At 70.8% G+C, this 22,094-nt stretch carries 21 protein-coding genes; 3 read left to right on the forward strand and 18 right to left on the reverse strand.

Annotated features, from left to right (window positions below; translation table 11 throughout):
* The first annotated feature begins 15 nt into the window (after positions 1-15).
* Positions 16-843: a hypothetical protein gene (locus tag OG984_RS00525; protein WP_328529733.1), complete on the forward strand. Its 828-nt coding sequence runs from the start codon at positions 16-18 to the stop codon at positions 841-843.
* On the opposite strand, the gene OG984_RS00530 is transcribed toward OG984_RS00525, so the two are convergent.
* The 5 genes from OG984_RS00530 to OG984_RS00550 all read right to left on the reverse strand — a co-directional run bounded on the left by OG984_RS00530 (position 833) and on the right by OG984_RS00550 (position 5,312).
* Positions 833-2,536 carry a copper resistance CopC/CopD family protein gene (locus OG984_RS00530; protein WP_328529734.1) on the reverse strand — a complete coding sequence of 568 codons (1,704 nt, stop codon included), beginning with the start codon at positions 2,534-2,536 and terminating at the stop codon, positions 833-835. The two genes, OG984_RS00525 and OG984_RS00530, sit on opposite strands and share 11 nt — an antisense overlap.
* Complete coding sequence (locus tag OG984_RS00535; protein WP_328529735.1) at positions 2,533-3,243, reverse strand: YcnI family copper-binding membrane protein; 711 nt, start codon at positions 3,241-3,243, stop codon at positions 2,533-2,535. The genes OG984_RS00530 and OG984_RS00535 overlap by 4 nt, the downstream gene beginning before the upstream one ends.
* 65 nt (positions 3,244-3,308) lie before the next feature.
* Positions 3,309-3,830 (reverse strand): cell division protein FtsQ, encoded by a 522-nt coding sequence (locus OG984_RS00540; protein ID WP_328532301.1) that lies wholly within the window; start codon positions 3,828-3,830, stop codon positions 3,309-3,311.
* An 86-nt stretch (positions 3,831-3,916) separates the two neighbouring features.
* The gene (locus OG984_RS00545) at positions 3,917-4,546 is read right to left on the reverse strand and encodes a 3-oxoacid CoA-transferase subunit B (protein WP_008358027.1); all 630 of its coding nucleotides are present in this window, start codon (positions 4,544-4,546) and stop codon (positions 3,917-3,919) included.
* A 1-nt stretch (position 4,547) separates the two neighbouring features.
* Complete coding sequence (locus OG984_RS00550; protein ID WP_008358026.1) at positions 4,548-5,312, reverse strand: CoA transferase subunit A; 765 nt, start codon at positions 5,310-5,312, stop codon at positions 4,548-4,550.
* A gap of 125 nt (positions 5,313-5,437) precedes the next feature.
* Here OG984_RS00550 and OG984_RS00555 point away from each other — a divergent pair, with 125 nt between their 5' ends.
* On the forward strand, positions 5,438-6,226 hold the full coding sequence (locus OG984_RS00555) for an IclR family transcriptional regulator (protein WP_328529736.1): 789 nt from the start codon (positions 5,438-5,440) through the stop codon (positions 6,224-6,226).
* On the opposite strand, the gene OG984_RS00560 is transcribed toward OG984_RS00555, so the two are convergent.
* From OG984_RS00560 to OG984_RS00600, 9 genes are all read right to left on the reverse strand, one after another.
* Positions 6,213-7,709: an FGGY-family carbohydrate kinase gene (locus OG984_RS00560; RefSeq protein ID WP_328529737.1), complete on the reverse strand. Its 1,497-nt coding sequence runs from the start codon at positions 7,707-7,709 to the stop codon at positions 6,213-6,215. The genes OG984_RS00555 and OG984_RS00560 overlap by 14 nt on opposite strands.
* 80 nt (positions 7,710-7,789) lie before the next feature.
* Positions 7,790-8,338 (reverse strand): ribose-5-phosphate isomerase, encoded by a 549-nt coding sequence (locus OG984_RS00565; protein ID WP_328529738.1) that lies wholly within the window; start codon positions 8,336-8,338, stop codon positions 7,790-7,792.
* The gene (locus tag OG984_RS00570) at positions 8,335-10,086 is read right to left on the reverse strand and encodes a dihydroxyacetone kinase family protein (protein WP_328529739.1); all 1,752 of its coding nucleotides are present in this window, start codon (positions 10,084-10,086) and stop codon (positions 8,335-8,337) included. The genes OG984_RS00565 and OG984_RS00570 overlap by 4 nt, the downstream gene beginning before the upstream one ends.
* A gap of 4 nt (positions 10,087-10,090) precedes the next feature.
* Positions 10,091-11,056, reverse strand: a complete 966-nt coding sequence (locus tag OG984_RS00575) for a D-ribose ABC transporter substrate-binding protein (RefSeq protein WP_328529740.1) — start codon at positions 11,054-11,056, stop codon at positions 10,091-10,093.
* A 68-nt stretch (positions 11,057-11,124) separates the two neighbouring features.
* A complete protein-coding gene (locus tag OG984_RS00580; protein ID WP_328529741.1) occupies positions 11,125-12,264 on the reverse strand; it encodes an ABC transporter permease in 1,140 nt (379 codons plus the stop codon).
* A complete protein-coding gene (locus tag OG984_RS00585; RefSeq protein WP_328529742.1) occupies positions 12,261-13,865 on the reverse strand; it encodes a sugar ABC transporter ATP-binding protein in 1,605 nt (534 codons plus the stop codon). Before OG984_RS00585 ends, OG984_RS00580 begins: the two co-directional genes overlap by 4 nt.
* A complete protein-coding gene (locus OG984_RS00590; RefSeq protein WP_328529743.1) occupies positions 13,862-14,521 on the reverse strand; it encodes a DUF2291 family protein in 660 nt (219 codons plus the stop codon). The genes OG984_RS00585 and OG984_RS00590 overlap by 4 nt, the downstream gene beginning before the upstream one ends.
* Positions 14,518-15,363, reverse strand: coding sequence for a triose-phosphate isomerase family protein (locus OG984_RS00595; RefSeq protein WP_328529744.1), 846 nt, complete (start codon positions 15,361-15,363; stop codon positions 14,518-14,520). Before OG984_RS00595 ends, OG984_RS00590 begins: the two co-directional genes overlap by 4 nt.
* Positions 15,360-16,421, reverse strand: coding sequence for an alcohol dehydrogenase catalytic domain-containing protein (locus OG984_RS00600; protein ID WP_328532302.1), 1,062 nt, complete (start codon positions 16,419-16,421; stop codon positions 15,360-15,362). Before OG984_RS00600 ends, OG984_RS00595 begins: the two co-directional genes overlap by 4 nt.
* 163 nt (positions 16,422-16,584) lie before the next feature.
* On the opposite strand from OG984_RS00600, the gene OG984_RS00605 reads away from it, so the two are divergent.
* Positions 16,585-17,571, forward strand: a complete 987-nt coding sequence (locus OG984_RS00605) for a sugar-binding transcriptional regulator (RefSeq protein WP_328529745.1) — start codon at positions 16,585-16,587, stop codon at positions 17,569-17,571.
* 4 nt (positions 17,572-17,575) lie between these two features.
* Here OG984_RS00605 and OG984_RS00610 read toward each other — a convergent pair whose 3' ends face one another.
* From OG984_RS00610 to OG984_RS00625, 4 genes are all read right to left on the reverse strand, one after another.
* Complete coding sequence (locus OG984_RS00610; protein WP_328529746.1) at positions 17,576-18,544, reverse strand: LLM class flavin-dependent oxidoreductase; 969 nt, start codon at positions 18,542-18,544, stop codon at positions 17,576-17,578.
* 63 nt (positions 18,545-18,607) lie between these two features.
* The gene (locus OG984_RS00615) at positions 18,608-20,245 is read right to left on the reverse strand and encodes a glycoside hydrolase family 13 protein (RefSeq protein ID WP_328529747.1); all 1,638 of its coding nucleotides are present in this window, start codon (positions 20,243-20,245) and stop codon (positions 18,608-18,610) included.
* Positions 20,246-20,280: 35 nt separating this feature from the next.
* Positions 20,281-21,132 (reverse strand): carbohydrate ABC transporter permease, encoded by an 852-nt coding sequence (locus OG984_RS00620; protein WP_328529748.1) that lies wholly within the window; start codon positions 21,130-21,132, stop codon positions 20,281-20,283.
* A 3-nt stretch (positions 21,133-21,135) separates the two neighbouring features.
* On the reverse strand, positions 21,136-22,092 hold the full coding sequence (locus OG984_RS00625; RefSeq protein WP_328529749.1) for a carbohydrate ABC transporter permease: 957 nt from the start codon (positions 22,090-22,092) through the stop codon (positions 21,136-21,138).
* Between the last annotated feature and the right edge of the window lie 2 nt (positions 22,093-22,094).

The raw sequence follows: 22,094 nt of genomic DNA on the forward strand, positions 1-22,094 counted from the left end.
TGACACCCTTTACCCGTGCGTGTCGGAATTGCTGCTGTCGTTCTCGGTCTCGGTCTTGCGGTCACCCTGATCGCCTGCGGCGGCGAACCGGAGGCGGCCGACCCCACCTCGACGCCGAGCGAGGCGACCGTCGTGACCGAGATCGAGGGCGCCGACGGCACCGTCGCGACCGCGGGCGGCTACACGCTCGGTGACGTCCGCCTGCCCGCCGAGGCGGGCACGCCGGGCACGGTGAGCTTCACGATCACCAAGGACGGCGACCCGGTCACCGACTACATCGAGGAGCAGACCAAGGACCTCCACCTCTACGTCGTCCGCGACGACCTGGAGGTCTTCCGTCACCTGCACCCGACCGAGGGCGAACCCGGTGCCTGGTCCGGCGACCTGACCCTGCCGGCCGGCGGCACCTACCGGGTGGTCGTCGAGTTCGCCGCTCGGACTCCCGACGGCAAGGGGGACCAGGCGATGCTCGGCACGACGGCGAAGGTCGCGGGCGCGGCCGAGGTGGAGGTACCGGGGTCCGACGACGGCACCGTCATCGCCGCGCTGGAGGAGACCCCGAAGCCCGGGATCGACCAGGAGATCGGTGTCCTGCTCTCCGACCCGGCCGGCAGGCCGGTCAACCTCGGCACCTACCTCGGGGTCTACGCCCACGTGACCGCCTTCAGCCGTGAGACCGGCGAGGTGATCCACCTGCACCCGCTCGGTGGTCCCGAGAACGGCGAGGACGGCACCCGCCTCGGCATCCACGTGAAGCCGCCGAAGGCGGGTGACTACGTCTTCTTCGTGCAGGCGCGCGTGGACGGGATGATCCACACGCTCCGGCTCCCGGTCACTGTCTGACGGGGAACTTCAGCACGCCCAGCGGGCTCTCGAACTCACCCAGCCGCAGTCCGACGGTCGCCTCCCAGGTGCCACCCTTGGGCAGCACGACGTCGGCCTCCCAGGTGCCGGCGCCGACCGACCGCAGGGCGAGACTGCCCAGGTCGACGTCACCCGAGCGCAGCTTCGCGGTCGGGATCGCGGCCGCCTCGACCGGCTCGCCGGCCGTGTCCTGGATCTGCAGCCGGAGCACGTTCGGGCCCGGGCCCGCGGGGGTCAGGGTCGCGTAGACCCGGTGGTCGTCGCCGAGCTCCGCGGCCTGGGTGTTGGTCTGCGCCACCGTGGCCGTGCCCGCCCCGGCCGACCCCGCGCCGGCCTGCGGCGGCTGGTCGACCAGGAAGCCGGTGACGCCGAGGACGACGACGAGCACGCCCGCCTCCATCAGCACCGCCCGGCGCAGCATCGACCCGGCCTCGACGGTGTCGTCGTGGCCGGCGGCCTGACGCACGCGGGGGAGGACCAGCAGCCGGTTGCCGGCCGCCATCACCGCGACCGCGACGACCAGGGCAATCTTGGTCATCAGCAGGGTGCCGTAGGTGCTGTTGAGCAGGTTGTCCCAGGAGCCGAGGATCCGCCAGCCCATGAGCACGCCGGAGAGGGCGAGAGCGGCCAGGGACGCGGCGGCGAGGGTGGAGAAGCGGGTGACGATCTCGGCCGCGACCGTGCCGCGCCGGGTGATCAGGGGCAGGGTCAGCGCGAGTCCGACCAGACCACCGAGCCAGAGCGCGCCGGCGACGAGGTGGACGACGTCGGTGGCCGTGACCAGCCAGGCGGGAACGGCCGCGCGGGAGTGGCCCACCAGCGCCGGGGCGCAGATCGCGACCACTGCGGTGGCCGCGGCCAGGCGTGGCCGCTCGCGCAGCGCGAGCGTGGCCGCGATGCCCACGATCCCCACCAGCGCGCTGAGCCACTCCTTGCCGACCGAGGCCGGCGACCAGGCGTCGAAGGTCAGCATCGCGCCCGGTCCGCTCTCGCTCTGCAGCGCCCCGCTGGCCGGGGCCAGGGCCACGAGTGCGACGACGGCGACCATGCCGGCGAGGATCTGGACGCGCTGGACCCGGGTGATGGCGCGGTCCGGGACACGGTGCTCACCGATGATCACCCCGCGGAACCAGACCAGGCCCACGACCAGCAGCAACGCTGCGTACTGGAGGAACTGGAGGACGCCGTGGATCACCGCCGTCGCCTTGGACGGCTCCGTGGACGGCGGCGGGGCGACGCTGAGGCTCGGGGCGCCGACCGCGAAGGTCAGCGAGCCGGAGATCGGGTGGCCGTCGGCGGAGACGGCCCGCCAGGCGACGACGTAGGTGCCGTCGCCGAGGCTGCTCGCCTTCGCGAGGGAGACCTTCATCTCGGTGCCGCTCGCGGTCGCCTCGGAGGTCACCTCCTGACCCTTCGCGTCGTAGACCGTCACACCCGCCGGAGGCAGCGTCACCGCCTCGTCGAAGGTGAAGGTGATCGTCTCCGGTGCTTGTTCGAGGACCGCCCCCTCCTCGGGGTCGGTGCCGATCAGCGACGCGTGCGCCTGGGCGGGGGAGATGCTGAGCAGGACGGCGTACGCAGCGGCAGCAAGCACCACCAGCAGCCGGCCCAGGCCGCGCCGGCCCAGGCCCCGATGGTCGGGGCCCGGCCGGCGCGTCAGGGAAGCACTCACGCCTTACGACGCCCCAGCGCGAGGGCGGTCGTGCCCGCGATCAGGCCGAGGATGCCGGCGCCCGCGCCGACACCGCCCCACAGGTTGCTGTCGTCGTCCTCGGTCTCCATGGCAGCGGCCGGCTCGGCCTTCTCGGCGGACTCGTCGGCGTCGTGGCCGTGGCCGTCCTCGGACTCGGCTGCGGTGACCTCGAAGGACGGCGCCGGGTTCTCCGGCTCCTCCGTGGCGCCCTCGGGAGCCTCCTCGATCCAGGCGGTCTCGCCCTTCACACAGGTCTGGATGACCGGGAAGGCGAGCGTGCCCTCCTCCTCGGGCAGCTGCAGGGAGACCTCGAATGCGTCCCGCTGACCGTCGGGCAGTGGCGTCTTGGCGGTGTAGACGACGGTCGAGTCGCGCTCGGTGACCTTGTTGCCGTGGGCGTCCTCGATCGGCTCGGCGAGCTTCTCGGTGACCACCTTCACGTCGTAGAACGGCTGCCGCGTGGGCGTCACGTCGTTGATCCCCTCGGGAACCTGGATCGTGATCTGCTTGGTCGGCGAGCCTTCGCAGCCGTGGCCGTTGCTGAAGGTCAGCACGGTGTAGGCGCCGGCCGCGGTCTCGGTCGGGGTGACCGTGACGTGCGCGGAGGCGGGAGCGGCGACCAGGAACGTGATGGCCGCGGCAGCGAGCGTGGGCGCGCCGAGGCGCGCGAGGGTACGTCGAGACATGGTTGGTGCTTTCTGTGGAGTGTCTGCATGGTCGGGCGTGGGTGCCCAGGTGTCGGGTCGGGTCCTCAGGCGAGGACCGGCGGCCCGCGGCCGGCAGCGACGTACGTCCACAGGTGGTTGCGCAGAACGATCGTCTGCGTCAGGGGGAGAAGACGGAGGGGGATCGGGATCCGCGGCGACGTGAGCGCCCGGGAGATGACCTGCCAGGCCCGGCGGTGCAGCAGCCACACCACGACGGTGAGCACCGCGGCCGCGGCGTGCGCGACCAGCATCGAGGTGTCGCCCGTGCCGCTGTTGTGCGCGTGAGCGGCAGGGGCTGCGTACGCCTCGAAGGCCTCGTGCATCCCCAGCTGAGCCGCTCCGGCGAGCACCGCGCCCAGGACGATCCCGACTCGGCGCTGCAGCACCACGACGCCTGCGCCGAAGGCAGCGAACCCCGTCGCCACCAGCCACAACGCGTCCGGCAGCTCCCCGCCGCCGGCCAGGTGGGCCAGGCTGGACCCGGTGGTGATCTCCACCGCCGCGAGCAGCGCCAGCCATACGCTCCCGCGCGTCGGCCGCACCACCCTCAGATCCACGCCGGACATTGTCGCAGACATGCCGAGCCGTCACGTACGTCGGCCGAGACGTCACACCCGTGACGTCTCGGCCGACGCGGCTGACCTCTCGGCCCTCAGCGCAGGATCGGCGGCTCGGTCTTCTCCTCGACCTCGTTCAGGGTGACGCCCGGGGCGAGCTCGACGAGGCGCAGGCCCTCGGGAGTGATGTCGAGGACGCACAGGTCGGTGATGATGCGCTGCACGACACCGAGGCCGGTGTAGGGCAGCGAGCACTCCTCGACGATCTTGTAGGAGCCGTCGCGGGCGACGTGCTCCATCAGCACGACGACCTTCTTGGCGCCGTGGACGAGGTCCATCGCGCCGCCCATGCCCTTGACCATCTTGCCGGGGATCATCCAGTTGGCGAGGTCGCCGCCCTTCGAGACCTGCATGGCCCCGAGGATCGCGGCGTCGATCTTGCCGGATCGGATCATCCCGAAGCTGGTGGCGGAGTCGAAGAAGCTCGCGCCCTTGCGGACGGTGACCGTCTCCTTGCCCGCGTTGATCAGGTCCGGGTCGACGGCGTCCTCGGTCGGGTAGGCGCCGGTGCCGAGGATGCCGTTCTCGCTCTGCAGCACCAGCTCGACGTCGTCGGGGACGTAGTTGGGCACCAGCGTCGGCAGCCCGATCCCGAGGTTGACGTAGTCGCCGTCGGACAGCTCCGCGGCGGCGCGGGCGGCCATCTCTTCACGTGTCCATGCCATGTCAGCGGACCGTCCTCTTCTCGATGCGCTTGTCGGCGGCCTGTTCGGGGGTCAGGGGGACGACGCGGTGGACGTAGACCCCGGGGAGGTGGACGTCGTTCGGCGGGATCTCGCCGGGCTCGACGAGCTCCTCGACCTCCGCGATCGTGATCTGCCCGGCCATCGCGGCCAGCGGGTTGAAGTTGCGGGCGGAGTCCTTGAACAGGAGGTTGCCGTGGCGGTCGCCCTTCCAAGCGCGGACGATGCCGAAGTCGGCGACGATCGCCTCCTCGAGCACGAACTCCTGCTCGCCGTTGCGGGTCTCGAAGGTCATCACCGGCTTCTCGGGCGAGGTCTTGATGACGTTGCCGGCGTCGTCGTACTTCCACGGCAGCCCGCCCTGCGCCACCTGCGTGCCGACGCCGGTGCGGGTGTAGAACGCCGCGATGCCGGAGCCGCCCGCGCGCATCCGCTCGGCCAGCGTGCCCTGCGGGGTCAGCTCGACCTCGAGGTCGCCGGAGAGGTACTGCCGCGCGAACTCCTTGTTCTCACCGACGTACGACGCGACGACCCGGCGCAGGCGCCCGGCGCCGAGCAGCAGGCCCAGGCCCCAGTCGTCGACGCCCGCGTTGTTGGAGACCACCTCGAGGTCGGTCACACCGGCCTCGAGGATTGCGTTGATGAGCACCGAGGGGATGCCGCACAACCCGAAGCCGCCGACCGTGAGGGTCGCTCCGTTCGGGATGTCCGCGACCGCCTCGGCGGCTGAGGAGATGACCTTGTCCATGATGATCAGTCAAGGGCGGGCGGGTCGCTCGGTCAATAGATGATCGCGAGTTCACGCTTGATCTTTCGTTGACCGACCCCGCTGCCGCAGATGCGTTCACTGAATGGACGTCTATCGTACGTCTCATGGAACCCGGTCCCGGCGCGAACCAGCCCGGCATTCAGCCCAGCGTGATCCGTCGCAGCGCGCACCTGCTGCGGCTGCTCGCCGCGCGCGAGCCGGAGGGCGCGACGACCACCCAGCTCGCGACGACCGCCGCCATCCCGCGCCCGACCGCCCACCGGCTGCTGAGCACCCTGCAGGAGGAGGGGCTGGTCGAGCGCGACAACAGCACCGGCGCGTGGCACCTCGGGCCGGAGTGCTTCCTCCTCGGTGCCGCCGCGACCACCCGCCACGACATCACCCCGGCGGCCCGCGCGGCCGTGCTGCGCATCGCCCGGGAGACGGGGGAGAGCGCGTTCTTCTCCATCCGGCGCGGCGACGAGACCGTCTGTGTCCTGCGCGAGGACGGCAGCTTCCCGATCCGGTCGCACGTGCTCCACGAGGGCATCCGGTTCCCCCTCGGCGTCGCCTCGGCCGGCCTGGCGATCCTGGCGCTCATGCCCGAGTCGCGCCGCGAGGCCTACCTGGCCCGCACCGACCTCGTCCCCGTCTACGGCGAGGAGCACTCCGCGTCCGCTCTGCGGAAGCGCATCGCCGCGACCCGCGAGCGCGGCTTCGCGGTCAACCCGGGCCTGATCGTGGTCGGCAGCTGGGGTCTGGGCGCCGCGGTCTTCGACGCCCACGGGCAGCCCTACGGGGCGCTGAGCATCACCGGCATCGAGGCCCGCCTCGCGCCACCCCGCCAGGCCGAGCTCGGCCGTCTCCTCCTGGAGGCCGCCCACACCCTGACGGCGAAGGCTACCTCCGGGTGAGGGCCTCCTGCATCCGAGCCAGGTGGTGGACCTGGTCGCGGGTGGCGGGATACAGCTCGGTGAAGGTGCCGTAGAGCTCGTCGTAGACGGCCCGGTTGTCGGGGTTGGGCACGACCTCGCCGACGATCCTGGTCCAGTCCGTGTCGGGTGGCACGAGGCCGGAGCCGATCGCCGCCAGGAGGGCGTCTCCGTAGGAGGCCCCGATGGTCTGCTCGGGCACGAGCTGGCGGATCCCGGTCACGTCGCTGACGATCTGGCTCCACGGCCCGCTCCGGGTGCCCCCGCCGACGGTGACCACGCGGGAGGCGGGGCCGCCGGCGACCTCGAGGAGCTCGAGGATCTGCCGTACGCCGTAGGCGATCCCCTCGTAGACGGCTCGGTACAGGTGCCCGCGGCCGTGACGCAGCGACAGCCCGGCGACGACGCCGCGTGCCTGCGGGTCGAAGAGCGGGGTGCGCTCGCCGGCGAAGTAGGGCAGCACGACGAGCCCCTCCGCGCCGGGCGGGGTGAGCTCGGCCTCCTTGGCGAGGGTGGCGATGTCGACCTTCCCGGTGAGCTCCTGGACCCAGGAGAGCAGACTCCCCGAGGTCGCCATCCCGCCCGCGAGCGTCATCACGTCCGGCTGCACGCTCTGGGCGGTCCACAACGGGGGACAGGCCTTCAGGTCGCGGCCGATCTGTACGAAGAACATCGTGGAGCCGTACATCAGCATCAGGTCGCCCGGCTGCCGCACGCCGCAGCTGAACGCCTCGGTCCAGGCATCGACGGACCCGGCCATCACCGGCGTGCCGGCGGGCAGCCCGGTCGCCGCGGCCGCGTCGGCCCGCAACGTCCCGACCACCTCCCCGGACCAGGCGAGCCGGGGCATCCGGAGATCGCCGAGAATCTCCTCAACCCAGTCGCTCGCCCAGTCCTGGGCCGCGAGGTCGTAGAGCGGGGCGCACTGGCTGGCGGTGTGGTGATCGAGGATGTACTCGCCGGTGAGCCGGGCGACGACGTACGAGCTGGAGCCGAACCAGCGGCGGGTCCGTGCCCACACGTCGGGCTCGTGGCGCCGCAGCCAGAGCAGCTTGGGGCCGACCGCCTGGGAGCTGAGCGCGCTACCGGCCCGGTCGAGGATGGCGTCGGCCCCGAACCGCTCGGTGAGCTCCTCGATCTCGGCCGACGCCCGGCTGTCGATGCCGTAGAGGATCCCCGGCCGGAGCGGGGTGAGGCCGTCGTCGGTGACCAGGACGCACGGGCCGATACCGCTGACGCAGAGCCCGGCGATCGTGTGACCGCGGGCGTGCAGGGCCAGCTCGCGACAGATCGAGACCACCTCGTCCCACCAGATGGTCTCGGCGTCCATCTCGGCATGCCCGGCCCTGGGCAGCGACATCTGGTGACGGCGCATCGTCTTGGCGATCACGATGCCCTCGGCGGTGGCCAGCACGCCCTTGCTGCTTCCGGTGCCGACATCGACCCCCACGACCAAGGCAGCCATATACCCTCCCAGTCGCGCCGGACAGCCGTGTCCGACAGCCTCGACGGCGTGATCGGTCGATCCTAGTGGCCGCCGGGGCCTCAACAGCTCGAGGGCTGTTCCTGCTCCGTGGTGCCCTGCTCGTACTCACCGATGGCCGCGACCTTCGCGGCCGAGGCCGACTGGGGGTCGAACTCGTAGCCCAGCCACTCCTTGGCGAGGCGGCGGGCGAGCTCGATCCCGACGACCCGCTGGCCCATGCACAGGACCTGGGCGTTGTTGCTGAGCACCGCCCGCTCGACCGAGAAGCTGTCGTGCGCCGTGACGGCGCGTACGCCGGGGACCTTGTTGGCGCTGATGGCGACGCCGAGCCCGGTGCCGCACACGAGCAGCGCGCGATCGACGCTGCCGTTGGCGACGAGCTGTGCCGCAGAGGCCGCGACGTGGGGGTAGGCGGTGTGCTCGTCGGTCGTGACGCCGACATCGACCACCACGGCGACCCGTGGGTCGGCCTCCAGGTCGGCCTTCAGGATGTCGCGGTAGGAGACGCCGGCGTCGTCGCAGCCGACGGCGATCCGCAGCCCGCCGGCTGCCTCCGCGGTCTGTGCCGGCTCGGTCCGGGCTGACTTGATCCGGGATGACTCGGTCATGAGGACTCCTCGTGGATGGTCTGGCAGGTCTGGTCGAGCCGCTCGCCGATCGCGGCGACGATCAGGGCGAGCGAGACGGCACCGGGGTCGGGGGTGCCGACGCTGCGGTCGGCGAGCGGCCGCGCCCGCCCCACCTTCGGCACCATCGGGGCGGTCGCCTCGGCGGCCTTCGCGCAGCTCTCCGCCGCCGCCCGCCACGCCTCGGGGAGGGTGAGTGCGGTGTCGGCGGCCTGTTCGAGCGCGTCGGCGAAAGGACAGAGCGCGTCGAGCATCGTCTTGTCGCCGAGCTCGGCACGGCCGAACGTCTGCACGCGGGTCGTCGCCGCGCGGACGGCCTCGGCGAGCCGGGGGAGGGTGACCGGCTCCTGGTTGCCGAGGCCTTCACCGACGGTGTCGAGGAGCAGGCCCCACAGGATGCCGCTGGTGCCGCCGGCGCGGTCACCGAACGCGGCCCCCGCCGCGCTGAGCACCGAGCCGACTCCGCCGCCGGAACACACGGCCGACTCCGCCGCCTCGAGGGCGGCTCTGGAACCGCGGCTCATGCCGATGCCGTGGTCGCCGTCGCCGGCGACGGCGTCGATCTCGCCGAGCCGTTCCTTGTGCTCCTCGACGGTCGCGGCGAGGGTGGCGATGAGGTCGCGCGCGACGGCAGCGTGCCGGCGCGAGGCTTGGCTCGCCGCCTCCTGCGCCTCCTCCGCCTCGGCGCCGACCGACACCGCACGCTCCGTGAACCGTCCGCCGGCCACGGCCTGGCCCCGGCGGTAGGCCGGGGTGTCGGCAGGAGCGCGCCACAGCGGGTCGAGCTCGTCGTCGAGCCAGGTCACGGTGAGCGAGCAGCCCGCCATGTCGAGGCTGGTGACCAGCTCGCCGACCTCCGGGTCGACCAGGTCGAGGCCGGCGGCGCGCAACCGGGGCTCGACCTCGCTCCAGAGCACGTAGAGCTCCTCGTACTTCGTCGCCCCGAGGCCGTTGAGGAGGACGGCGGCCCGGCCGTCGGCCGAGGCCGGACGCTCGGCGAGCACTCGCTCGACGAGCTGCTCGGCCAGCCGCGTGGCGGGGATCCAGTCGGTGGTGCTGATGCCGGGCTCCCCGTGGATCCCGAGGCCGAAGTCCACCTGCCCGTCCTGCACGTGGAAGAGGGCATCGCTCGCTCCTGGCAGGGTGCAGCCATCGAACGCCACCCCGAAGGAGTACGTCGCCGCGTTGGCGCGCCGCATGAGCCGCTCGACCTCGTCCAGGTCCTTGCCCTCCTCGGCCGCGGCGCCCGCCATCTTGTAGACGGTGAAGGTCCCGGCGATGCCGCGGCGGTCCGCCTCCGCGCCGGGTGGTGCGGAGGCCACGTCGTCGGTCACCCACACGACGCGTACGTCCACACCCTCCGCGCGCAGCCGATCGGCCGCCACGCCGAAGTTGAGCCGGTCGCCGGCGTAGTTGCCGAAGGCCAGCACCACCCCCGCGCCGCCGTGCGCGGCGCGGGCGATGCGGTAGACCTGCTCGGCGGACGGAGAGGCGAAGATGTCGCCGAGCACGGCGCCGTCGGCGAAACCCGGGCCGACGACCCCGTTGTAGGAGGGATAGTGGCCCGACCCGCCGCCGATGACGAGCGAGACCTTGCCGGCCAGGGGTCCACCGGCCCGGATGAACCCGGAGGCGTCGGAGACTCGTTCGACGTACCGCGGATGTGCCGAGGCGAAGCCGGTGAGCACGTCGCTCTTGAAGGTGTCGGGATCGTTGTAGATGTGGGTCATCGGGTCACTCGCTGATGACGAAGTTCTCGACGGAGTCGACGTTGTCCTTGGTGACCAGGACGCAGTCGAGGGCCTGCTTCTCCTCGGCCGCGCCGGTCTCCCCGGACTTGATGACGCTGTCGAGCTGCTCGATCGCGCTGTTGGTGCCCTCGACGATCGGCTGGACCACGGTTGCCACCAGCTCGCCGGACCGCACCGCGTCGACGGCGTCCTGGCTGCCGTCGAAGCCGAGGACCTTCACCTGGTCGAGCTTGCCCTTGGCCTTGAGCGCGTTGACCGCACCGAGCGCCATCTCGTCGTTGCCCGAGATCACCCCGGTGATGTCGGGGTTCTTGGCGAGCAGCGCCTCCATCTTCTCCTGGCCCTCCTGGCGGTCCCAGTTGGCGATCTCCTCGCCGACCTTCTTCAGGTCCGGGTACTGGCCGAGGACCTGCTCGTACCCGTCGGAGCGGACCTGGGCGTTGTTGTCGCTGGGGTTGCCGAACAGCTCGACGTACGTCCCCTTGTAGTTCATCGAGGCGGCCCAGGCCTCGGCGCCGACGGTGGCCCCCTGGGCGTTGTTGGAGACGATCTGGGAGGCCGCGAGCCCGGTCTCGGAGATCTCGGCGTTGATCAGCACGATCGGGATGTCGGCGTCGACGACCTTCTGCACCGCGGCGATCGACTCGTCGGCCCCGGCGGGGTCGAGCAGGATCCCGTCGACGTCGTCGTTGACGGCGGTCTCGATCAGGGTGTTCTGTTCGTCCGGGTCGTTGTTGTGGGCGGCGGTGTAGGAGTCGTAGCCCAGGTCGGTGGCGGCCTTCTTCGCGGTGTCGACCTCGGCCTTCCAGTAGGGGTTGGAGGGGTCGACGGTGATGATGGCGATGGTGCCGCCGCCCTTGCCGCCCTCGTCGTCGGTGGCTTCCGAGCCGCACGCGGCCAGGCTCAGGGTGAGCCCGGTGGCGGCGATGCCGGCGAGAATTCGCTTCATGGTGGGTGTCCTCTCGATCGGTCGCGGACCTGCCGCGTCCTGGGGGTTGGAACGGTGGATGACGGCGTTCATGCGGACGTGCTCGCGGCGGCAGGTGCCTTGGAGCGGACCTCGGCCGCGGCGCGCCGCGCGGCCCCGCGGTTCTGGGCGATCTGCTGGATCCGGTCGACGGCGACGGCGAGGATGATCACCGCGCCGGTGATGACCTGCTGCCAGAACGGCGAGACGCCCACGATGACCAGGCCGTTGGCGAGGAACCCGATCACGAAGGCGCCGATGATGGTGCCGCGGACGGTGCCGCGGCCTCCCGAGAGAGCCGCGCCGCCGATGACGACCGCGGCGATCGCGTTGAGCTCGTAGAACTGGCCCAGGTCGGCGGTCGCCGAGCTGATGTTGGCGATCTGGAGAAGACCGACGATGCCGGCGCAGGTGCCCGCGATCACGTAGATCCGCGTCTTGACCCGGGTGACCGGTACGCCGGAGAGCTCGGCCGCGCGCTCGTTGCTGCCGCTGGCGTACAGCCACCGGCCGAACGGCGAGCGCACCAGCAGGATCGAGGCCAGGATCGCCAGCGCGATCATCACCCAGGCGGAGATCGGCAGCCCGAGGGGGCGGCTGGCGAAGACCTCGAAGAAGCCGGTGTTGCCGAGGCCCTCCTGGCCGCGGAGCTCGTTGGTGATGTTCTGACCGTTGAGGAGCACCTCGGTCAGTCCTCGACCCACGTAGAGCATGCCCAGCGTGACGATGAACGGAGCGAGGCGGAGCCGCGAGATCAGCAGTCCGTTGGCATAGCCGACCAGGGCACCGACTCCCACCGAGATCACGACGATGACCCAGACCTGCGGGAACATGATCGCCTGGGTCAGCGGCAGGTCGAGCCCGCGGAAGAGGTTGCCGGCCACGGCGCCGGTCAGCCCCACGGTCGAGCCGACCGAGAGGTCGATGCCGCCGTTGAGGATGACCATCAGCATCCCGAGCGCCAGGATCGCGTTGAACGCGACCTGCTTGGTGATCGTCACCAGGTTTCCGGGGTCGAGGTAGTTGTCGCTGAGCATCGCGAACACCGCGATGATGAGGACCAGGGCGAGCAGGGCCCGGCCCTCCATCAGGGCGCTGCTGAGCGTGATCGAGCGAAGCCGGGAGGCGAGGCCGCCTGCCGGGCTCTGGGGGCGGGGCGTCGCCTCGGCGGATGCGTTCGTTGCGGTCATTGCGTGCCTCCGATGGCTTGGTCGGTGGTCGGGGTGCTGGTTGTCGAGCTGGCTGACTCGCCGGACGCGGCCATGACCTCGGCGCGCGTGCTCGTACGCGGGTCGAACTCGCGCACGATGCGGCCCTTGTGCATCACCACGATGCGATGGGAGGCGGTCATCGCCTCACCGATCTCCGAGGTGACGTAGAGGACTCCGAGGCCCTTCTGGGCCTCCTTGAAGAGCAGGGCGAAGATCTCGCCCTTGGCCCCGACGTCGATGCCGCGGGTGGGCTCGTCGAGGAGCAGCACGGTCGGGTCGGTCATCAGCAGCTTTCCGATCACGACCTTCTGCTGGTTGCCGCCCGACAGCGAGGTGATCGGGGTGTCCGGCCCGGCGGCCTTGACGGTGACCTCGTCCATCCCGCGCCGGATGCGTCCGGACTCCGCGGTCCGGGAGATCAGGCCCTTGCGGACCACCGAGCGCAGACCGGCGAGCGAGAGGTTGCTGCCGACGCTGAGCAGCTGGACGACGCCGTCGCGCTGCCGGTCCTCGGGGACGAGCCCGAGGCCCCGGGAGATGCGCTCGCCGACGCTCAGTCCGGCGATACTCTCGCCGTTCAGCAGCACCTCACCGGCGGTCATCGGGTCGCGGCCGGCCAATGTCTCCATCAGCTCGGTGCGGCCGGCGCCCATCAGACCGTAGAGACAGACGATCTCGCCGGCGCGTACGTCGATGGAGACGTCGTCGACCACGATCCGTCCGGTGGCGAGGTCCGTGACGGTGAGGTTCCGGACCGAGAGCGCGACCTCACCGAAGTCGCGGGGCTCGTCGCGGAAGTCGTACTCCGCCTGCCGGCCGGTCATCTGGTGCACCACCCAGGGCAGGTCGATCCCGCCTGCCGGCTCGTGCGCCACCAGCTCGCCGTCTCGCAGCACCACGGCGTGGTCGGCGATGCTGATCGCCTCCTCGAGATGGTGGGAGATGTAGACGATCGCGACGCCGTTCGCGGTGAGCTCGCGGATGACCCGGAAGAGCACCTCGACCTCGCTCGCGCTGAGGGCCGAGGTCGGCTCGTCCATGATCAGGATCCGGGTCTCGGCGGCCAGCGCCCGGGCGATCTCGACGATCTGCTGCTGACCCATCCGGAGATCCGCGACCAGTGTCTGGGGCGCGATCTCCTCCTCGAGCTGGCGCATCAGCCGCGAGGTGACCTCGGCCTCGTGGCCGTAGTCGATCCCGCCCGTCCGGGTGCGCAGCTCGCGACCGAGGAAGATGTTGTCCCGCACGTTCAGATTGGGGCAGAGGTTCGTCTCCTGGTGGATGATCGAGATGCCTCGTTCCACCGCGTCGACCGTGTTCTCCAGGGTGATGGGCTGGTCGTTCAGGACGAGCTGTCCGCCGGTGGGCTGCTCGACGCCCGACAGGATCTTCATGAGCGTCGACTTCCCGGCGCCGTTCTCGCCGAAGAGCACGGTGACCTGCCCGGCGCGCACCTCGAAGTCGACGCCCTTGAGGGCCTTGGTGACGCCGTACGTCTTGGAGATCCCGACGGCACGCAGCACCACCTGGCCGATCTCTGTCGAGCCTGCGGGCACGGTCTCGGTGGCCGGCGCGCTCATCGCGCGACCTCGACGGTCAGGGGCTGGATCTGGACGGGCTTGGCAGCAGGCTGCGGCATGCCGGTGTCGGTGACGCTGACGATGCCGGTGAAGTCGAGCTTCGTGCCCGGAGCGATCTGCCCGCCCGTGCCCTGGTCGATCTGCTCGCGGACGAGCGCCTTCAGCTCGTCGCCGACCTGTTGGTAGGTGGTCTGGTTGGAGGCGTCGCCGAACGTGAAGCCGAGGGCGTCGCGCAGGACGGCACCGTTGGCGGCCGGTCCGGAGGCGAGGCTGAGCGGGGTCGTCGCGGGGACTCCTGCGACGGTGATCTCGACGGCCTGCTGCTGGCTCGCGACGACGGTCGCGGTGCCGCGTACGGGGAACAGGTAGGTGGTGTCGTTCGGCCTGGAGGCCTCGAGGTCGTCGGCGGTCCCGGCGACATCCTTCTGGAGCCCGGTGAGGAGCTCGGGAAGCGGCGTCGCCGCATCGGGGATGGTCTCGTTCGCCTCGGCGAAGAGGTCCTCGGCGGTCTGGGCCGGGTCGAACTTCTCCGGGCCGATCGAGGCGAGCTCGTCGGGGGTGACGAAGCGGGTGCTGAGGGTCATCGCCACGAGGAGCGCGGCGAGAGCCACCGCTCCGCCGATGCGGAAGGGGGTGAGGCGGCGGTGTCGTGTCATCTTGGGTCCTTTCGAACGATCGCGGACACGAGGTCGGGGTTTCTCGGCTGACGGAGGGTTCGCCGGCGAAGCGCGTCGGCGCAACGGCGGGCGAGGTCGAGGAGGCCCGGCGCCGTCCAGGCGGCGCGTCCGACGAAGAGCCCGTCCACGTCCAGACCCGTCACCAGGTCGGCGGCGTTGCCCGCGTGGACGCTGCCGCCGTAGAGGACAGCGGCCGGCGTATCGGCGAGGTCCTCCGCGAGGACACGGCGTACGACCGCCAGCCCCTCGGCGACCTCGCCGGGCGTGGCGGCGCGACCGCCGTCCCCGATGGCCCAGTGCGGTTCGTACGCCACCAGCAGCTCGATCGGCCGCGAGGTCCCGAGCCGGCTGAGTGCATGGCGCACCTGCCGGGCGAGCACGTCCTGGGTCGCGCCGCCGGCGCGCTCGGCACTGGTCTCGCCCACGCAGACGAGGGGCCGCAGCCCGGCGGAGACGGCGGCCGCGACCTTGTCGGCGATCATGTCGTCGGTCTCGCCGAACAGGGTGCGGCGATCCGCGTGCCCGATCTCGACCATGCTCGCGCCGGCGTCGCGCACCATGCTCATGGACACCTCGCCGGTGACGGCGCCGTCGGGGCCCGGATGCGCGTTCTGGGAGCCGAGGGCCACGCCGGTGCCGGCCAGGCGGTCGCGGACAGAGGCCAGGGCGGTGGCGGCAGGCAGGACGAAGAGCCGGACCTCGGGCGGCACGCTCCCCGCCTCGACCGCCGACCGGAGGTCGTCGGCGTACGCCCCGGCCTCGCCCAGGGTCTTCGTCATCTTCCAGCTCGTGCCGAGCCAGAAGGGGGCCACGGCGGTCACGGGATCAGTGAGACCTTGATCGACTCGGTGCCGCGTGCGACCAGGTCGAGGCCGTCCTGGAACCGGGCCAGCGGCAGCTGGTGGGTGCAGATCTCGTCCAGCGGGAGCACACCCGACTCGAGCATCCGGATCGCGGCCGGCCAGCAGTTCGGGCCGAGGTGGGCGCCGCGTACGTCGAGCTCCTTGTCGTCACTGATGATGCTCCAGTCGACGGTCACCTCGGAGCCGAAGACCCCGTACTCCACGTACGTCCCGAGCTTGCGGAGCACGTTGAGCCCCTGGAGCACCGCGGAGGGGTGCCCGGTGCCCTCGAGGTAGACGTCGGCGCCGTAGCCCCCGGTGATCGAGCGGACGAACTCGACGGGGTCCTGCTCGGCGATGTTGACGATGTCGGTCGCGCCGCACTTGGTGGCCAGGTCCAGCTTGTCGGGTGCCATGTCGAGGGCGACCACCCGTGCCGGCGACTTGGCGGCGGCGCCGGCGATCATGCCGAGGCCGATCGGACCGCAGCCGGCGACCACCACGACGTCGTCGAAGCTGATCTGGGCCCGCTCCACGGCGTGCAGGGAGCAGGACAGCGGCTCGGCGAACGCCGCGTGCGCCGGAGGGAGGTCCTTGCTGATCCGGTGCACCAAGGAGGCGGGGGAGAAGACCATGTACTCGGCCATCGCGCCCGGGGTGCTGCGCTTGAACCCGAACATGTCGTGGGGCCCGCACATCCAGTACTCGCCGCGACGGCAGTAGCGGCACTCTCCGCACGGCACGATCTGCTCGGCGACGACCCGGTCGCCGACATCGACGCCCCACCGTGTGCGCGCCTCCTCGTCGAGCGCGACCACCTCGCCGGTGAACTCGTGGCCGGGGATGACCTCGGTCTCGGCCCAGGCAGGGCGGTTCTCGTCACCCCAGAACTTCGCGGCGCCGTGGTAGCACTTCAAGTCGCTCGCGCAGATGCCGACGGCCTCGACCCGGATCAGCGCCTCGCCAGGCCCCGGGACAGGGACCGGGACCTCCTCGAAGCGGTAGTCCTCGGGCCCGTGACAGACGACCGCCTGCATCGTCCGCCGGTCGAGCTCTGAAGTTGCCTGTGTCATGGGGACCTCCGGTTAGTGACGTTGATCACTCGAACTCATCCACCGTCCCACAGGTCGCGAACAAATGTCCAGAACAGATTTTCACGAATGTTCGAACCCGTGGGCGCGGCTGTGGAAGAGTGGTGCCGTGGAGAACACAGCCGGAGCGCACGGCCAGCAGCCGATCCTGGAGGCCGCTGGGACGGCCAGCACACGCTTCACCCCTGAGGTCATGCATGCGGCGGCGACGCTCTACTACCTCAAGGAGGCGACCCAGGCGCAGGTCGCGCAGCAGCTCGGCATCAGCCGCGCGACGGTCAGCCGCGTGCTCTCCGAGGCCCGCCGCACGGGCATCGTCCGGATCGAGGTGGTCGATCCCGCGACCCGGCGTGCCTCCGAGATGGAGGAGCGGCTGTGCGAGGCCCTGGGCCTCGCCCGGGTGTTCGTCGCGCGTGGGTTCCACCGATCGCTCACCGGCGCGGCGCTCGCCGCGAGGCTCGGGGAGGCTCTGACGGAAATCGGGTTGAAGGCCGGCGACGTGCTGCTGGTCTCCTCCGGTCGCACCGTGTGGGAGGTCAGCCAGGAGGCGCTGCCGTCCTTCCCCGGCGTCGTGGTGACGCCGACCGTCGGGGGACAGGATGAACCCGAGGCGTGGTACCAGACCAACGAGATCACCCGGATGTTCGCCGAGCAGCTCGACGGCCGCCCGGTCTTCCTCTACGCCCCCGCGCAGCCGGGAGCCGACCTGCACCGGCTGCTCCTCCAGGACCCGAGCACGCGTCGCGTACTCGACCTGTGGGGCCAGGCGAGGGTCGCCGTGCTCGGCATCGGCGCGCCGCCGCTGACCCGGGAGTCGCTGCCCGGCTACGTGCCGCGCGACGCCCCGTGGCTGCGTGAGGCCGCGGGCGACATCTGCACCAGGTTCTTCGACGAGGACGGGCGGCCGCTGCCCTATCCCGAGGAGTCCCTGATCGCCACGACCTACGAGGAGCTCAGGGCGATCCCGCACACCATCGCGATGGCCGTCGGTCCGACGAAGGTGCCGAGCATCATCGCGGGCGCGCGGGCCGGCTGGTTCGACACCCTGATCACCGACGAGGACACCGCGGCCCGGATGCTCGACCGGCTGGGCTGAGCGCCTACACCCGGGCGGTCATGATCTGGGCGAGCGCGGCGTCGGAGGCGAGCTGGGCGTCGCGGTCGTAGGTCGAGGTGAAGGCGAGAAGCTCGTCGGCTCCGGTGGCCTCGGCCAGCCGGTCGAGACGACGCCGGACGGTCTCGGCAGATCCCGCGGTGGTCCGGGCGAGATGCGCCTCGACCCGCTCACGGACCTGGTTCGACCATGTCTGCGACCGGATCGCCGCGACCGGCTCGAGCGGACCGAACTCGCCGGTCTGCCGCGACCGGGCCATCGCCCACGCCTCCGGCAGGGCGAGCTCGGCCGCCTCGGCGTCGGTGTCGGCGACGAGCACGTCGACGGAGACGATCACCGACGGCTCGGGACCTCGCGAGGAGGGCCGGAAGTCCTGTCGGTACACCCCGAGGACCTCGTCCAGCCGCGGGCTGTACAGCACCGGACCGCCCACGACGACCGGCAGCCCGAGCTTCGAGGCGAGCGCGACCCCGCGCCCGGTCGCGAGCACGAACATCGGGATCTGGTGCGCGGCCGCCGGCCGCGCGGTGACCGCGGCGGTGCGGGCGAGGTAGTCCCGCAGCTCCTCGATGTCCTCGGCGAACGTGTCCGGGTGGTCGAGATCCTGCCGCAGCGCGCGGCGTACGGGTGCGGTGAAGCCCAGCGTGCGCCCCAGCCCCAGGTCGATGCGGCCGGGGTAGAGGGCGTCGAGCATGAGGAACTGCTCGGCGACGACCAGCGGCTGGTGGTGCGGAAGCATCACTCCACCCGAGCCGAGCCGGATCGTGGAGGTGTGCGCGCCGAGCGCTCCGAGCAGCACCGGCGGCGACCCCGACGCGATCCCCGGCACCGCGTGGTGCTCGGCGACCCAGAACCGGTGGTAGCCGAGCCGCTCGGCGGCCACCGCCCGCTCGATGGTGTGGGTCAGCGCCGCGCCTTCGGGATAGCCCGTCCGCGTACGGGAGCGGTCCAGCATGGAGAGCCTCACACTGGCTTCAACCACACTGGTCCCCCGCCCCTTCCCGGCACGATCCGGCAATCAGGCCGATGTCTCGTCGCTGAGGAACCACACCGTCGTGTCCGGCGCCAGCAGATGACCGTCGGTCGGTGAGCTGGCGAAGAGGACGGTTCCTTCGGGCAGCGGCACCGGTTGCGACCCGAAGTTGGTGATGCAGTCCCAGCCCTGGGGCCGGGAGAAGTGGAGCACCTCGGGTCGGTTCTCGTCGTGCCATGCGAAGCCACGGCCTCGCAGCTTCGACCGGAGCGCCAACGCACGCCGGTACATCTCGAGCGTGGAGTGGGGATCGGTCTCCTCGGCGGCGACGGAGCTCTCGGCGAACCAATCGGGCTGTGGAAGATGCGCGGTCCCGCGCGAGAACCCGAACGACGGCTGATCCCGGGTCCATGGAATCGGTACGCGACAGCCGTCGCGTCCCTTCCGTGAGCCACCGGACCGGCGGAACTCGGGATCGTGGATGAGTTCCGTCGGCAGGTCTCCGACCTCGTGGAGGCCGAGCTCTTCGCCCTGGTACAGATAGACCGAGCCGGGCAGAGCCAAGGTGAGCAGGGTTGCGGCCCGGGCACGTCGAAGCCCGAGGTCGCGGTCGAGGGGTGGCATGGTGCCGTCGCTGAGCAGCCAGGCGGCGGCTGTCGCCCGCGGATCGTCCTCGGCTCCGGGCAGTCCGTAGCGAGTCGCGTGCCGTACGACGTCGTGGTTCGACAGGACCCAGGTGGCGGAGGCACCGACTCTCTCGGTGTCGGCGACCTGCCGGTCGATGCGGGCCCGGAACTCCTCGGCGTCCCAGGCGGCCTCGAGGAGATCGAAATTGAAGGCCTGATGGAGCCCGTCGGCGCGTACGTATCGATGCCTACGCGCCGGCGCCACGCAGGCCTCGGCCACCGCCATCCGCGGCGAGTCGTACTCGTCGAAGATGCGACGCCATTCAGCGTAGATGTCGTGAACCTCGTCGCGGTCCCACAACGGATGGGAGCCCTCGGCGTCGGCCAGGTCGGGGAGCCCCGCCGTGGGCGTGAACGGCTCGCTCAGGTCTTTCGTGAGGCCGTGGGCGACATCGATGCGGAATCCATCGACACCACGGTCGGCCCAGAACCGCAGCGTGGTGAGGAAGTCGGCACGCACCTCGGGGTTGTCCCAGTTCAGGTCGGGCTGCTCAGGCGCGAACATGTGCAGATACCACTGCCCGTCCGGCACCCGAGCCCAGGCTGACCCGCCGAAGATCGACTGCCAGTCCGACGGTGGGTTGGCTCCGCCTGGTCCGGTGCCGTCGCGAAAGATGTACCGGTCACGAGCCGGCGATCCCTTGGGGGCGGCCAGGGCCTCGGTGAACCAGGCGTGCCGGTCGGAGGTGTGGTTGGGGACGAGGTCGATGATCACCTTGATCCCGGCGCCGTGGAGCGCGTCGACCATCTCGTCGAAGTCGTCCAGGGTGCCCAGTCGCGGATCCACGTCTCGATAGTCGTCGACGTCGTAGCCGCCGTCGGCGAGAGCCGACGGGTAGAACGGGCTCAGCCATACTGCGTCGATGCCGAGCGAGCTCAGGTAGGGGACGCGGGACGTGACGCCGCGGAGGTCGCCCAGGCCGTCGTCGCCCGAGTCGGCGAAGCTTCTGGGATAGATCTGATAAACGGCGGCGTCAGCCCACCAGTCGGAGTTCATGGCAGCGGTCCTTGCGTGGTCGAGGTGGCGGATGGTCATCCCTTGGTGGCTCCCTGGAGGAGGGCCTTGGTGAACTGGCCCTGGAGCAGCAGGAAAACGAGGATCGTGGGCGCCATCAGGAGCAGGGCGCCTGCGTTGAGCAGCACGATGTCGGTGCTGTACTTCGACTGGAACGCCTGCAGCGCACCGGCCATCGTGCGCTTGTCGGGGTCGTTGACCAGGACCAGGGCGAGCAGGAAGGTGTTCCAGGTCGACAGGAACATCAGCAGCACCAGGGAGGTCACGGCCGGCGTGGCCAGCGGCAGGTGGACACGCGTGAGTGCTCTCCAGGGTCCGGCGCCGTCGAGCGAGGCGGCCTCGGTCAGTTCCGCCGGGGCGTTCAGGAAATGCGCTCGCATCCAGAACACGGCGAACGGCATGTTGAGTCCGACCAGAGGCAGGATGAGACCGAGTTGGCTGTCGAGCAGGCCCAGCTGGTTGACCTGTTGGTAGAGCGGGACGATCACGATCTCGTAGGGGAGGGTGAGCGTGAGCAGCAGGAGGAGGTAGAACGCCCGGCCCAACGGGATCCTGAGGACAGTGATGGCGTACGCCGCCATCGTCGCGATGAGCACGGAGAGCGGCACCACGCCGAGCACGATCAGGACGCTGGACTTCAGCAGCGTGGTCACGTTGGCGACGGTCCAGGCGTCGAGGAAGTTGTGCCATTGCGGATCGGACGGCCACGACAGACCACCGGGGATCGTTCCTTGCGGCGCCAGAGCTGCCGAGAACATGCTGACCAGCGGGACGATGGAGTAGACGCCTGCGATGAGGATCAGCGCGACTCCGGGGGCTCGGCGGCGCAGAGCCGGTGTGCGAATGAGGGACGGCGATATGACAGCCACGGGTCAGTCCTCTCGGAAGAGACGTTGGAGCGGCAGGACGATGGCGACGATGAGCAGCGCCAGGACCACGGCGAGGGCGGAGGCGTCACCGAGGCGGCTCTCGCTGAAGGCGAGGTCGTAGACCTTGACCCCGGGGACCATGGTGGCGCCGCCGGGGCCGCCATGGGTGGCCAGGTAGACCACGTCGAAGCTGGCGAGCGCGCTGATGATCGTCACCGTGGTGCACACGCCGATCTCCTGCTTGAGTCCGGGGACGGTGATGTGGCGGAAGCGTGCGATCGCTCCGGCTCCGTCCAGACGCGCGGCTTCGTACAGCTGGGGCCCGATCTTTCCCACACCCGACATGAGCAGGAGCGTGCAGAACCCGGTCGACAGCCAGGTGCCGATGAACCCGACCGCCACCAGCGCCCAGTCGAAGTCACCCAGCCAGGCCCGGGTGTACCCACCGAGGCCGACCAGGCGCATGAGCTGGTTGACGACGCCGTTGTCGGCGTACATCCAGGTCCAGGCCACGCCTGCCGCGGCACCCGGGATGATCTGGGGGAGGAACAGCACGGTGCGCGCCAGCGCCCCGGCGAACCGGCCCTGGATCGACTGCATGGTCGCGGCGGCGACCAGGCCGAAGCACACCGGGAGGACGGTGAAGAACAGGATCAGCACGAGCGCGTGGAGCAACGGTTCGAGCAGCTCGGAGTCGGTGAGGATGGCGACGTAGTTGTCCAGGCCGACCCAGGTGGATGGGCCGATGCCGTTCCAGTCGTAGAGCGAGTACCAGACCGACTGGATGACCGCTCGAAGGTTGAAGAATCCGTAGAAGGCCAGGGCGGGCAGGGCGAAGAGCCAGCCGCTCCAGCGCCGGGCCGCTGAACGGATCCGCGGGCGGGGGAGAGATCGCCGCGGTCCCGGCTCCGAGATTCTCAGTGGAGGCGTTGTCGGGGTGGATGTGCTGACGTCGGTCATGA

The sequence above is a fragment of the Nocardioides sp. NBC_00368 genome, from assembly GCF_036090055.1.
Taxonomy (GTDB): Bacteria; Actinomycetota; Actinomycetes; order Propionibacteriales; family Nocardioidaceae; genus Nocardioides.

Bases quoted from the DNA above. Each gene is read 5' to 3' on its own strand.
- OG984_RS00610 (WP_328529746.1), bottom strand. From the start codon at position 18,544: ATGCTGGACCGCTCCCGTACGCGGACGGGCTATCCCGAAGGCGCGGCG.
- OG984_RS00560 (WP_328529737.1), bottom strand. From the start codon at position 7,709: ATGGCTGCCTTGGTCGTGGGGGTCGATGTCGGCACCGGAAGCAGCAAG.
- OG984_RS00550 (WP_008358026.1), bottom strand. From the start codon at position 5,312: ATGGACAAGGTCATCTCCTCAGCCGCCGAGGCGGTCGCGGACATCCCG.
- OG984_RS00570 (WP_328529739.1), bottom strand. From the start codon at position 10,086: ATGACCCACATCTACAACGATCCCGACACCTTCAAGAGCGACGTGCTC.
- OG984_RS00540 (WP_328532301.1), bottom strand. From the start codon at position 3,830: ATGTCCGGCGTGGATCTGAGGGTGGTGCGGCCGACGCGCGGGAGCGTA.
- OG984_RS00555 (WP_328529736.1), top strand. From the start codon at position 5,438: ATGGAACCCGGTCCCGGCGCGAACCAGCCCGGCATTCAGCCCAGCGTG.
- OG984_RS00535 (WP_328529735.1), bottom strand. From the start codon at position 3,243: ATGTCTCGACGTACCCTCGCGCGCCTCGGCGCGCCCACGCTCGCTGCC.
- OG984_RS00600 (WP_328532302.1), bottom strand. From the start codon at position 16,421: ATGCAGGCGGTCGTCTGTCACGGGCCCGAGGACTACCGCTTCGAGGAG.
- OG984_RS00580 (WP_328529741.1), bottom strand. From the start codon at position 12,264: ATGACCGCAACGAACGCATCCGCCGAGGCGACGCCCCGCCCCCAGAGC.
- OG984_RS00590 (WP_328529743.1), bottom strand. From the start codon at position 14,521: ATGACACGACACCGCCGCCTCACCCCCTTCCGCATCGGCGGAGCGGTG.
- OG984_RS00565 (WP_328529738.1), bottom strand. From the start codon at position 8,338: ATGACCGAGTCATCCCGGATCAAGTCAGCCCGGACCGAGCCGGCACAG.
- OG984_RS00615 (WP_328529747.1), bottom strand. From the start codon at position 20,245: ATGAACTCCGACTGGTGGGCTGACGCCGCCGTTTATCAGATCTATCCC.
- OG984_RS00585 (WP_328529742.1), bottom strand. From the start codon at position 13,865: ATGAGCGCGCCGGCCACCGAGACCGTGCCCGCAGGCTCGACAGAGATC.
- OG984_RS00625 (WP_328529749.1), bottom strand. From the start codon at position 22,092: ATGACCGACGTCAGCACATCCACCCCGACAACGCCTCCACTGAGAATC.
- OG984_RS00545 (WP_008358027.1), bottom strand. From the start codon at position 4,546: ATGGCATGGACACGTGAAGAGATGGCCGCCCGCGCCGCCGCGGAGCTG.
- OG984_RS00575 (WP_328529740.1), bottom strand. From the start codon at position 11,056: ATGAAGCGAATTCTCGCCGGCATCGCCGCCACCGGGCTCACCCTGAGC.